At 32.8% G+C, this 13,343-nt stretch carries 10 protein-coding genes; 3 read left to right on the forward strand and 7 right to left on the reverse strand.

Annotation, left to right across the window (positions count from 1 at the left end; all coding sequences use genetic code 11):
* Positions 1–28 precede the first annotated feature (28 nt).
* From AC2D6V_RS02860 to panC, 7 genes are all read right to left on the reverse strand, one after another.
* Positions 29–403, reverse strand: coding sequence for a TraR/DksA family transcriptional regulator (locus AC2D6V_RS02860; protein ID WP_484646536.1), 375 nt, complete (start codon positions 401–403; stop codon positions 29–31).
* A 3-nt stretch (positions 404–406) separates the two neighbouring features.
* Complete coding sequence (gene ileS, locus AC2D6V_RS02865) at positions 407–3,811, reverse strand: isoleucine--tRNA ligase (protein ID WP_484646537.1); 3,405 nt, start codon at positions 3,809–3,811, stop codon at positions 407–409.
* Between the two features lie 112 nt (positions 3,812–3,923).
* Positions 3,924–5,282, reverse strand: coding sequence for a DNA repair protein RadA (gene radA, locus AC2D6V_RS02870; RefSeq protein ID WP_484646538.1), 1,359 nt, complete (start codon positions 5,280–5,282; stop codon positions 3,924–3,926).
* Entirely contained in the window at positions 5,282–6,433 is a 1,152-nt protein-coding gene (locus AC2D6V_RS02875; protein WP_484646539.1) for an alpha/beta hydrolase, read from the reverse strand. Before AC2D6V_RS02875 ends, radA begins: the two co-directional genes overlap by 1 nt.
* A gap of 109 nt (positions 6,434–6,542) precedes the next feature.
* Positions 6,543–7,508, reverse strand: coding sequence for a lysylphosphatidylglycerol synthase transmembrane domain-containing protein (locus AC2D6V_RS02880; protein WP_484646540.1), 966 nt, complete (start codon positions 7,506–7,508; stop codon positions 6,543–6,545).
* Between the two features lie 4 nt (positions 7,509–7,512).
* A complete protein-coding gene (gene panD, locus AC2D6V_RS02885; protein ID WP_484646541.1) occupies positions 7,513–7,863 on the reverse strand; it encodes an aspartate 1-decarboxylase in 351 nt (116 codons plus the stop codon).
* Positions 7,864–7,876: 13 nt separating this feature from the next.
* Positions 7,877–8,728, reverse strand: coding sequence for a pantoate--beta-alanine ligase (panC, locus tag AC2D6V_RS02890; RefSeq protein ID WP_484646542.1), 852 nt, complete (start codon positions 8,726–8,728; stop codon positions 7,877–7,879).
* Positions 8,729–8,837: 109 nt separating this feature from the next.
* On the opposite strand from panC, the gene AC2D6V_RS02895 reads away from it, so the two are divergent.
* Genes AC2D6V_RS02895 through glmS form a run of 3 tightly spaced genes read left to right on the forward strand, consistent with a single transcriptional unit; the run spans position 8,838 to position 13,187 of the window.
* Positions 8,838–9,647 carry a glycogen/starch synthase gene (locus AC2D6V_RS02895; RefSeq protein WP_484646543.1) on the forward strand — a complete coding sequence of 270 codons (810 nt, stop codon included), beginning with the start codon at positions 8,838–8,840 and terminating at the stop codon, positions 9,645–9,647.
* A gap of 21 nt (positions 9,648–9,668) precedes the next feature.
* Positions 9,669–11,333: a BamH family beta-barrel-assembly machinery protein gene (gene bamH, locus AC2D6V_RS02900; protein ID WP_484646544.1), complete on the forward strand. Its 1,665-nt coding sequence runs from the start codon at positions 9,669–9,671 to the stop codon at positions 11,331–11,333.
* 6 nt (positions 11,334–11,339) lie between these two features.
* A complete protein-coding gene (glmS, locus tag AC2D6V_RS02905; RefSeq protein WP_484646545.1) occupies positions 11,340–13,187 on the forward strand; it encodes a glutamine--fructose-6-phosphate transaminase (isomerizing) in 1,848 nt (615 codons plus the stop codon).
* The last annotated feature ends 156 nt before the right edge of the window (positions 13,188–13,343 follow it).

Consider the following 13,343-nt stretch of genomic DNA (forward strand, 5'->3'; position numbering starts at 1 on the left):
ACGTTTCAAATATATAATTTAAATAGGATTATTGCATGTTTTTAGCTTCAATGCTTAATGTTGCATGAGGCACTAACTTTAAACGTTCCTTATTAATTAGTTTTTTTGTAACACGACAAATACCATAGGTTTTGTTTTCAATTCGAATCAATGCGTTTTTTAAATCGCGAATAAACTTTTCTTGTCTTATAGCTAATTGTGAATTAGATTCTTTACTCATTACCGCGCTCCCTTCATCAAAAGCTTTAAAGGTTGGAGAAGTATCTTCTGTACCATTATTGTGGTCATTCATGTACGCACTTTTAATAAGCTCTAAATCGTGTTGTGCTTTTTCTATTTTTTCTTGAATTAGCGTTTTGAATTCAGCTAAATCTGCATCGGAATATTTTACATTTTCTCCCATAATTTAATGTTTTTGAATAAAGAGTTTGGTATTTACATCATCAAAAGCAACATCTATACCTTCGTTTATTTGATCCTTAATTTCTAATTCTTCGGTTAACGTCTCCGTTTTAATATACTCAATATTGGTGTGAACGGCACTAATTATTTGTTCATCCTTTTGAAGTATGACATCAATTCTGTCCGTTACTTCGAAACCAGAATCTTTACGTAAATTTTGAATACGGTTTACTAATTCTCTAGCAATCCCCTCTTCACGTAATTCTTCTGTTATTGTAACATCTAAAGCCACAGTTAAGGCGCCTTCATTTGCAACCAACCACCCTTCAATATCTTGTGATGTTATTTCTACATCTTCAAGCCCTAAAGTAATATTTTTTCCATTAATTACAACGTCTAAAACACCCTTTTGCTCTATTTTTTTTATATCTGTAGAGGTTAGTTCTTTTATGGCATTGGCAATCAGTTTCATATCCCTACCAAATCGTGGTCCTAATGTTTTGAAATTAGGTTTAATCTGTTTTACCAAAATATCTGAAGCATCTTCCAAAAGTTCTATTTCTTTTATATTTACTTCATGTTTTATTAATGCTGAAACTGCTAAAATTTCTTCCTTCTGTTGTCTACTATCAATCGGAATCATTATTTTTTGAAGCGGTTGACGTACTTTAATCTTTTCCTTAGCCCTTAACGATAATACTAGAGAAGATATTGTTTGTGCGCTTTCCATCTTCCTTTCTAAACTCTTATCAACAAAAAGTTCATCATAAACTGGAAAATTTGCTAAATGTACACTCTCAAATGCTTCTCTTTTGGTAACTGAATTCAAATCTAAATACAGTTTATCCATAAAGAAAGGCGCTATTGGTGCTCCTAATTTAGCAATAGTAGACATACAATTATATAGCGTTTGATATGCCGAAATTTTATCAGCTTGATAATCCCCTTTCCAGAAACGTCTTCTACTCAGTCTTACATACCAATTACTTAGGTAATCTTGGGTGAAATCTGAAATAGCTCGCGCTGCTCTTGTAGGCTCATAGTCTGCATAAAATGCATCTACCTTCTTTATTAAGGTATGTAATTCTGATAATATCCATCGATCGATTTCTGGTCGATCTTCCAATGAAATTTCCTTTTCAGAATAAGTGAATTTATCAAGGTTTGTATATAACTGAAAGAATGAATAGGTGTTATAAAGTGTTCCGAAGAACTTACGTTTTACCTCTTCTATTCCCTCTAAATCGAACTTTAAATTATCCCATGGATTCGCATTACTAATCATATACCACCGTGTGGCATCCGCTCCATAAGTTCCTAATGTTTCAAAAGGATCTGCTGCATTACCCAAACGCTTGGACATTTTCTGTCCATTCTTATCCAAAACCAACCCGTTAGACACAACATTTTTATATGCTATAGAATCAAAAACCATAGTTCCTATAGCATGAAGCGTGTAAAACCATCCACGTGTTTGATCAACTCCCTCAGCAATAAAGTTTGCTGGGAAAGTGGTGCCTTTATCAATTAAATCATTATTCTCAAAGGGATAATGCCATTGCGCATAAGGCATCGAGCCAGAGTCAAACCACACATCTATTAAATCACTTTCACGGAACATTTTCTGTCCAGAAAGTGACACTAAAACAATATCGTCTACAATGTTTTTATGCAAGTCGATTTTTGCATAGTTTTCTTCGGAATTATTTCCAACTTCAAAGTCTTCGAATATATCTTTTGCCAGCACTCCTGCTGAAACAGCTTTAACCATTTCTGTTTTTAGTTCTTCAACAGAACCAATGCAGATTTCTTCTTTACCATCTTCTGTTCTCCAAATTGGTAGCGGAATTCCCCAATAGCGTGAACGCGATAAATTCCAATCGTTTGCATTTGCCAACCAGTTTCCGAAACGTCCCGTTCCAGTAGCTTTTGGCTTCCAATTAATCGTTTCGTTCAGTTCAAACATACGATCCTTAACATCGGTCACTTTAATGAACCAAGAATCTAAAGGATAATATAGAATTGGTTTATCGGTTCTCCAACAATTTGGATAACTATGCTTATATTTTTCAACCTTAAAGGCTTTGTTTTCTTCTTTTAATTTTATCGCTAACTCAACATCTATTGATCGTTCTGGTGCTTCACCAGTATTATAATATTCATTCTTTACATACTTGCCAGCAAACTCTTTCATTTCTGGTCTGAATCTACCTTGTAAATCAACGAGTGGGACCAAATTACCATTATCATCTTTTACCAACATTGGTGGCACTTCTGGTTTTGCCAGTTTTGCAACCAAAGCATCATCTGCTCCAAATGTAGGTGCGGTATGTACTATTCCCGTGCCATCTTCAGTTGTAACAAAACCTCCAGAAATTACTCTAAACGCATCTTGAGGGTTGTCATTTGGTAAAGCGTACTTTAATAATTGCTCGTATTTAATTCCAATTAAATCAGCGCCTTTACATTCTGCAGCTATTAAAAATGGAATCTTTTTATTTTCTTTTGAATACTCTGAAAATTCAGAAACATCTTCAGTCTGATAATATTTACTATCGAATTGTTTACCAACTAAATTTTTGGCAAGAATGACATGAGTAGGTTCGAAAGTATATTGGTTGTATGTCGCAACTACAACATAATCAATCTTTAATCCGACCGTTAAAGCAGTATTACTTGGTAAAGTCCAAGGCGTAGTTGTCCAAGCAAGAAAATGTAAATGATCAAATCTTTTTAAAAATTCTGGTAATGTGCTTTCTATTGCTTTAAACTGAGCAACAACAGTAGTATCAGTTACATCTTGATATGTTCCTGGCTGATTTAGTTCATGTGAACTTAACCCTGTACCCGCTTTTGGTGAATATGGCTGAATAGTATAGCCTTTATAAAGCAAACTTTTGTTGTAAATCTGCTTTAATAACCACCAAACCGATTCCATATATTTAGGCTCGTAGGTAATATATGGATCTTCCATATCTACCCAATAGCCCATTTTTTCGGTAAGATCGTTCCAAACATCTGTATAGCGCATTACCGCTTTACGACAGGCTGCATTATAATCTTCTACAGAAATGGTTTTTCCTATATCTTCTTTTGTAATTCCAAGTTCTTTTTCAACGCCTAATTCAATAGGTAGTCCATGTGTATCCCAACCAGCTTTACGTTTTACTTGGTACCCTTTCATGGTTTTGTAACGTGGAAATATGTCTTTTATAGCACGAGCTAGAACATGATGCACTCCAGGAAGTCCATTTGCCGATGGCGGACCTTCATAAAACACAAATGGTTCGTTACCTTCTCTTGTAGAAACACTTTTTTCAAAAATGTTATTTTCTTGCCAATACTGTAGTATATCATTTGCTACTTTTGGTAAGTCAAGTCCTTTATATTCAGGAAATTTAGCGCTCATTTACTATTAAAACTTATAAGTTCGCGAATTTAAGGAATTTTGATAAAAAAGAAGTGAAAAACACGAATGAAGTATATATCTTTATAATATTAAATAAATATGCAAATTGAAACTATACAATTAATTCTACCAAATCCTCAATCTTAGAAATCAATTGAATTTTAATAACGTTGTTTTTAAGTGAAATTTTATTGTATTTAGACACAAAAATGGTTGCGAACCCCAACTTTTCAGCTTCCAAAATACGCTGTTCAACTCGCTGCACTGGCCGAATTTCTCCTGACAGTCCAACCTCTGCTGCAAAACAAAAATCTTTTTGTATTGAAACATCTTCATTAGAAGATAAAATGGCGGCGACAACAGCCAAATCGATGGCAGGATCATCAACCGTGATACCTCCCGTAATATTTAAAAAGACATCTTTTGCTCCTAGCCTAAAACCAGCTCGTTTTTCTAATACTGCTAAAAGCATATTTAAACGTTTTGCATTAAACCCCGTAGCACTGCGCTGTGGCGTACCGTAAACCGCAGTACTCACCAAAGCCTGTACTTCAATCATCAAAGGCCGCATGCCTTCAAGAGTAGCAGCAATTGCATTACCACTTAATTCTTCATCTTTTTTTGAAATTAATATTTCTGAAGGATTAGAAACTTCTCTAAGTCCTGACCCTTGCATTTCGTAAATCCCTAATTCGTTAGTAGAGCCAAAACGATTTTTATGTGCTCTTAGAATTCTGAATACATGATTTCGGTCGCCTTCAAACTGTAAAACCGTATCAACCATATGTTCTAAAATTTTAGGCCCTGCTATGTTACCATCTTTTGTAATATGTCCAATCAATAAAACTGGAGTTGCTGTTTCCTTGGCAAATTTTATAAGCTCTGTAGTACACTCTTTTATTTGTGAAATACTTCCTGAAGAAGATTCAATATAATCGCTATGCAACGTCTGTATAGAGTCAATAATTACTACGTCAGGCTGGAGCGAAGCGATTTGTTTGAAGATGTTTTGAGTTTTTGTTTCAGTTAAAATATAGCAATTATTATTATCTGGATTAATGCGTTCAGCTCTCATTTTAATTTGTTTCTGACTTTCTTCACCCGAAACATACAAAGTTTTATACGGTAATTTTAATGAAATTTGAAGCAACAATGTACTCTTCCCAATTCCTGGTTCTCCTCCTAGGAGTGTTAATGATCCAGGTACAATTCCACCACCTAAAACACGATTGAATTCGGAATCAAAAGTATTTAGCCTAGGTTCTTTAGAAGTATCTATGTCATTAATTCTTAAAGGAACAGAAGCTCGTTTTGCATTTGAAGTTGGCGTTTTCCAATCACTCTTTTCAGGTTTTTTAATAACTTCTTCTACAATAGTATTCCACTCTTTACAAGCTGTACATTGTCCTTGCCATTTTGCATATTGGTTGCCACAACTCTGACAAAAAAAAGAAGTTTTTACTTTAGCCATTAATACCCAAAATCTTCCTTAATTAAATCGGCTTTTTCCAACATTAAATCTTTTGTCAAACCTGCAATTTCATCAAGGATATAAGCCGACTGATATGTTCTCATAGCCTTTTTAGGCTCACCGGTTTCTTCGTAAAAGCGTGCTAAATAATAGTTTCCTAACAAGGTTTTTGGGTATTGCTTCCTAGCTATTTTACCGAGCTCTTCATAATACTGAAAGTTCTCGTTTTTTTCGATAGACGCTGCTATTGCTTTAAAATCATTAATTAATATTTGCTTATCTATAGCAAACAAATCGTAAATAGTTTGATATTTTTCTTGTAAATAAGTGACCGGAGAATCTTCTAATTTTAGGATTGATTCTTTATACTCTTTTTTTGATATTGGTTGAAATACAAAAAATATGCTTTCTATAGCCTTTGGAATCGCATGCGCTGGGACTGAATAATGTGAAGCTCCTTCGAAAATATCATAATTGTATAAAACATTTTTATTGTCTACAGATGCTATGCTTGTATTTAGAGCTTCTGTCATTTGCCTTATAGACTTAGAATCATTACTCGTTCCAGCCAAATAATAAAAAACCTTTGATTGTAATTTGCCAAGTCTTTCGGGAATATAATCCAACATATTTGGTGCTAACTCTGGACTTATAGCTATATAGGCTTGAAATAACGGATCGGATTTCAACAAATAATAATTGATAAAATTAGCTGTTTCCCCATGCCCTACTGCAACTCTAAAGTCAACTGTTCTATAGGTGCTTTCTATATATGGAATAAGTTCCATACCTAAAAACTCGAAAAACGACGCGCCTGTTTCAATTGGCAACGAGTTTTGCTCAGAATACAAACAGTCGTCATAGCGTTTATCTAATTGATTTACCCCAACCACTATGGCTTCTGGCATATCTTCCCAATAGGAATAATAATCTACGTTTCCAGCTACAGCCTCAAAAATATAATCACCATCTAAAGCAAGAATTATAGGATAGCTTTTATCTTCATTACTATTATAGCCGCGAGGCACTTGTATTTTAATTTCTCGTGTTTCTCCTAGTTTTGAAGATTCTATAGTTTCGTATTTAACCTGAGCGGAGGCAATATTCAACATACAAAACAATACTAAAAAAAAGGGGATTGATTTTTTCATTTTATGACGATTTGAGATTTAATAATGGCAAGGTATGAAATTAAGTGAAAGATTAAAAAGCTGTTTTCATTACTTTTCTTTCTTGAAAATTAAAATTTTCTGGATAATTTTAATGCTTTTTTCTTTTCTGTCTATTATAAATGGGAAGGTAAATCAAAGATAATCCACCAAAAATAATAACCAACAATGTTTGCGAACTCCACATAATCCAGCCGAAAGCACGACTAGGATCTTCTGGAATATTAAACAATAGAAATGCTAATACGATAGCCTCTGGATAAGAACCTATACCTCCATTTGTTGCTGCAATACTAAAACTTGCTGCGATAAAACCAATTAATATAGCTGCAAACGGGATGTTTTGTGTTTGTTCTAACGAAAATGATGTCACATAAAACATGAGTACATACATACCCCAGATGAATAGCGTATGAAAAATAAATGCCCATTTCTTTTTCATTTTGAAAATACTTAGCGCGCCTTCAATTAACCCATTCACAAAATTTCTAATTTTTAAGGCAACTTTAGACTTGCTCTTTTTTATAAATCTTGTAAATAAGAAGAGTAAAACCAGTAATCCTCCTGAAGTCATTGCTATTTTGGTTGGATTAAATTTTTCTACTAAAAACTCATAAATAAAATCGAATTGAAGAAAAAGTGTTACCGCTATAATCCCTAACATAACTAGCATATCTGCAATTCTTTCGGCTACTATAGTTCCGAATCCTTTTTCAAAAGGAACACCTTCATAATTAGTAAGTATAGACGCTCTAGCTACTTCCCCTGCCCTGGGGATAGTATAATTTATTAAATAGGTAACGAAAACAGCCATAATACTATTTCCTAATTTAATATTATAACCCATTGGCTCTAATTGAAATTGCCATCTATATGCTCTAGATAGATGACTTAAAAGTCCTAGAAACATACCAAGTAAAATATAGGTGTAATCCGCTTTTTTAACGTATTCTAATAATTCATCAATAGAGATTTGAGATAAAGAATACCAGACCAAAAAAACTCCCAATAATAATGGGAGTGTAATTTTTAGTATTCTTTTAATATTAAATTTCAAAAACTTATTTTAATAAATTAGTAGCTTCTTCTGGAAATACTAACGAGGGTTTAAAAACTTTAGCTTTTTCAATATCCATAAAAGCATAAGTAATTAAAATAAGGGTGTCTCCAACAGATACTTTACGAGCAGCCGCTCCATTAAGCGTGATTTCCCCACTGGTTCTTGGTCCAGGAATACAATATGTTTCAAGGCGTTCACCATTGTCATTATTTACAATTTGGACTTTTTCTCCTTGTATTATATTAGCGGCATCCATTAAATCTTCGTCTATAGTTATACTACCTATATAATTGAGTTCTGCACCTGTGCATTTAACTCTATGAATTTTAGATTTTACTACTTGAATTTGCATGTGGCAAAGATAATTAATTTAGTGCGATATTATCAATCAGTCTAATATCATCTGCATATACGGCAATATAGGCTCTATATGCTTTTTTCTTTGATTTTCTTTTGATTGGCTTTAAGGTTTTAGCATCTGCTATTATAAAATATTCCAATTCTAATAAATCATGATTAGCAAATTGTTTATCAACCCATTCCGTGATTTTATTAGCACTTTTTGTGCCAAATTTTTCTTTGGCAGATTTTAAAGTTTTATAAATGAAAGGTGCTGCTTTAGCATACTCTAGTTTTAACCTTGTATTCCGAGAACTCATAGCCAATCCATTAGTTTCACGATGTATTTTACATCCTACTACATTAACTGGAATGTTGTATTTTTCAACCAACTTCTTAATGATTTGTAACTGCTGAAAATCCTTTTCTCCAAAATACGCACTGTGTGGTTTTACAATTTCAAATAAACGCTTCACTATAGTACCAACACCATTAAAATGACCATTCCGAAATTTACCTTCCATTTCAAACTCCAAACCATCGAATTCAAAATTATTAGAAACCGTATTACCTTCATATATATCTTCCACTGTCGGCGCATAAACATATATTTTGTCTTTACTAACAGTTTTCAATAATTGGACATCGCTCTCCAAAGTCCTAGGATATTTTTCTAAATCTTCTTTATTATCAAATTGTGTTGGATTTACAAAAATACTAACAACCACCTTGTCATTATCCTCAAAAGCTTTTTTTACTAGAGCCAGATGCCCCTGATGCAATGCCCCCATTGTTGGAACTAATCCAATATTAAATCCGTCGGCTTTTAAAGATTCTAATAATATCCCTAATTGATTTTTTTCTGAGTAAACTTCCACTTTTTAATAAAAAATTAACGCTTGCAAACTTAAGATTTTACAACCAATCTGCATAAATTTTTGTACTTTTGCGTGTTTTTTATTTTGAATCTTCAAAAGCAACCCATTTATGAAAGATAAGAGGATATTATATGTATCATCTGAAGTAGTACCTTATTTACCTGAAACTGAAATTTCTTCAATGTCGTTTGAAGCACCAAGATTGGTGAATCAACAGGGTGGTCAGATAAGAATATTTATGCCAAGATACGGGAATATTAATGAGAGAAGACATCAATTACATGAAGTAATTAGACTTTCTGGTATAAACTTGGTAATAAATGATTTAGACATGCCTCTTATTATAAAGGTGGCTTCAATTCCGAAGGAACGTATTCAGGTTTATTTTATTGATAATGATGAATATTTCAAACGTAAAGCTACATTAACCGATGAAAACGGCGAGTTGTTCTCTGATAATGATGAACGAGCTATTTTCTTTGCTAAAGGTGTTATTGAAACCGTAAAAAAACTCAATTGGTCACCAGATATAATTCATGTTCATGGTTGGCTTGCTTCTTTACTGCCTTTATATTTAAAAGAATATTATAAAGACGAACCGTTATTTAACGAAAGTAAAATTGTTACTTCAATATACAATCAAAGTTTCAACGATACGTTAAATAAAGATATGTTTAATAAGATTAAATTTGACAATATAGATGAAGAAGCTTTTAAGTCGCTTGAAGAACCTACATTTAATAATTTAATGAAAATTGCAATTGATTATTCTGATGCTTTAATAATTGGTTCTGAAGAACTTCCAGAAGCTTTAGATAATTATTTAAAAGACTCAGAAAAACCTATTTTAGAATACAAAAGTAAGGATGAATTTGGTCCAGCTTACACAGAATTTTTTAATTCAGAAGTTTTAAGCTAAACTATTCATTAATTAAGATATATGAAGAAGATATTCAAAGCCCTTAAATTTACTGGAGCCGTTGCATTTTTAATTTTAACATTTATAGCTTGCGATAAAGAGTTTAATTCCATTGATAGCGATGTTCTAGGAAAAGAAAACTCGAATTTTAGCACAAATAAATTTGAGATTACACCTATAGCTTACAATAAAAAGCTAGAAGCAGTTCAGGTTAATGGACTAAATTCGAGTCTTTTAGGTTATTATGATGACCCTTTATATGGTTCAACAACAGCAAGTATAGTTACTCAGTTAGAGCCTACAACTATTGATCCAGATTTTGGCGAGAATGTAAAAATTGACTCGGTTATAATGAATATCCCATATTTTAGTAGACCTAACGGGACTGATGAAGATGGGAATATTCAATACATTATAAATGAGCGTGATTCACTATATGGTGATAATGACATTAAATTATCTGTATACAGGAATAATTACTTTTTAAGAGATTTTAATCCAACTTCACAATCGCAAGAACCTCAAAACTATTACTCAAAAGCTGAAAACACGGCTAGTAATGTTCAAAACTTTATAGTTACTGAAAATACAGCAGTTAATTTTGATACTCAAAAGGCTGAATTAATTTATGAAGATTTAACATTTTTTCCAAGCAACGAAGCAATTAAAACAAAAACTGGAGAGGGAGAAAACACAATTACAACAAGTTCTATTCCTGCATTAAGAGTAAAACTAGACACCCTTTATTGGAGAACAACGATACTAGATAAGGGCGGGGAAAGTATATTAAGTAATGCCAATAATTTTAAAGATTATTTTAGAGGGCTTTATATTAAAGCTGAAAACATAAATAACAATGGACATATGTTGTTATTAAATCTTGCATCAACTGATGCAGGGATAACTATATATTATACTAGAGATTCTAGCACAGATAATTCGGTTAGAACAGAAGGTAATTATTCAATGCGCTTTTCTGGCATTACATTAAATACATTTATTAATGATTACAGTTTCAATGCATTGCCCCTCGCAGATGGTGATGAAGATTTAGGTGATGAAAAATTATTACTAAAAGGAACAGCTGGTTCTATGTCTATTGTAGATTTATTTGGTAGTGAAGATTTGGATGGCAACATGGTTCCTGATGTATTGGATGATATAAGAAATGAATTCATTGATTCCGAAAACAATCCTACTAAACTTATTAATGAAGTTCGTTTAACAATTTTCGAAGATGAATTAAGTATTTCTCCTTCAGATGAAAATCATAAATATGATAGACTTTATGCTTACGATATTAATAACAACAATATAATTGCAGATTATAGTTTCGACCCTACCGAAAACCCTACTGACCCCTTTAATTCTAGAATTATCAGTTTAGGGCAAAGAGATACCATCAATACAAACGGTGCAGAAAGAATGGGTTATAAAATACGTATCACCGAACATATCAAAAACATTATTTTTAGAGATTCTACGAACACAAAACTAGGTTTAATTATTTCTAATAATGTTAACTATATTACAGGCGCTGAAATCTTAAATAATGATGACCTCGAAAGAATTCCAGCATCTACTATTTTAACTTCAAGAGGCACTGTATTGCATGGCAGTAATGATGGCATTGATGAGGAAAAGCGCATGAAATTAGAAATATTTTATACCGATCCAAATAACTAAAAAAGTATGTGTGGCATTGTTGGTTACATAGGAGCTAGAGAGGCTTATCCTATTATTATTGAAGGTTTAAAACGGTTAGAATATCGAGGCTATGACAGTGCTGGAGTAGCTCTATTTGATGGTACAAAACTTAAGGTAAGTAAAACCAAAGGGAAAGTTGCAGATTTAGAAGACCGTGTTGAAGTTGAAATAGATAAAAACGGCAGCCTTGGTATTGGACATACAAGGTGGGCAACTCATGGTGTTCCTAATGATATAAATTCTCATCCACATTTATCAAACTCTGGTAATTTAGTCATCATTCATAATGGTATTATTGAGAATTATGAATCTTTAAAGCAAGAGTTAATATCAAGAGGTTATTCCTTTAAATCAGATACTGATACAGAGGTTTTAATTAATTTAATTGAAGATGTAAAAAAGCAAGAAAAAGTAAAACTTGGTAAAGCTGTACAAATCGCGTTAAACCAGGTTATAGGTGCCTATGCCATTGCTGTATTTGATAAAACCAAACCAGATGAAATTGTGATTGCCCGTTTAGGGAGTCCTTTAGCAGTTGGTATTGGTAATGATGAGTTCTTTATTGCTAGTGACGCTTCTCCTTTTTTAGAATATACCAAAAACGCTATTTATTTAGAAGATGAAGAAATGGCAATCATTAGATTGGGTAAAGAAATAAAGGTTAGAAAAATAAAAGATGATTCACAAGTAGATCCATATATTCAGAGGCTCCAAATGAATCTGGAAGAAATAGAAAAAGGAGGCTATGATCATTTCATGCTTAAAGAAATTCATGAACAACCTAAAGCAATTACCGACACTTATAGAGGACGCTTAAGAAGAAACGAAGCGATAATAAAAATGGCTGGTGTTGAGGATAACATGAAAAAGTTTCTTAACGCAAATCGAATTATTATTGTAGCATGTGGTACCTCGTGGCACGCTGGCTTGGTAGCTGAATATATTTTTGAAGACTTAGCTAGAATTCCCGTGGAAGTGGAATATGCTTCAGAATTTAGATATAGAAACCCTGTTATTACAGAAAATGATGTCGTTATAGCTATTTCTCAATCTGGAGAAACAGCAGATACTTTAGCTGCAATAAAATTAGCAAAATCTAAAGGAGCTTTTGTTTTTGGTGTATGTAATGTGGTTGGGTCTTCTATTGCTAGAGAATCTGATGCAGGTGCATATACGCACGCTGGTCCAGAAATTGGGGTAGCTTCGACCAAAGCTTTTACTACGCAAATAACCGTATTAACTTTAATGGCGCTTCGATTAGCCAGTGCAAAAGGAACGATAAGTAGAGTAGATTTCCGTCAACATCTTTTAGAATTGGAAATGATTCCAAAAAAAGTTGAAAAAGCATTAGAATCGGATGCACATATAAAAATGATTGCTGATATCTATAAAGATGTTAGTAATTTTCTATACTTAGGAAGAGGTTATAATTTCCCTGTTGCCCTAGAAGGCGCATTAAAATTAAAAGAGATTTCTTATATCCATGCAGAAGGTTACCCAGCTGCTGAAATGAAACATGGACCAATAGCTTTGATAGATGAAAATATGCCTATTGTAGTAATAGCTACCAAAAAAGGGCACTATGAAAAAGTTGTAAGTAACATTCAAGAAATAAAATCTCGCAAAGGAAAAATAATAGGTATTGTTACCGAAGGAGATGTTCAAGTTAAAGAATTAGCAGATCACGTTATTGAAGTTCCTGAAACTCTTGATTCCTTATCACCTTTAGTAACAACTATTCCCCTACAATTGTTATCTTATCATATCGCTGTACTACTAAACAAGAATGTAGATCAACCAAGAAATTTAGCTAAATCTGTGACTGTAGAATAAAATCTGTGTCTCACAAATAATTATGTTTAATTACACATAATATAATTAAATTGATGTTTTTTATTAAAATCTCAGTTTTAGTAGGACTTTTTTGTTAAAAAATACTATGCGCGCATAATTTTATATTGATTTTATTTAATAGTGAAGCATATTATA

This window comes from Algibacter sp. YIN40, from assembly GCF_057219435.1.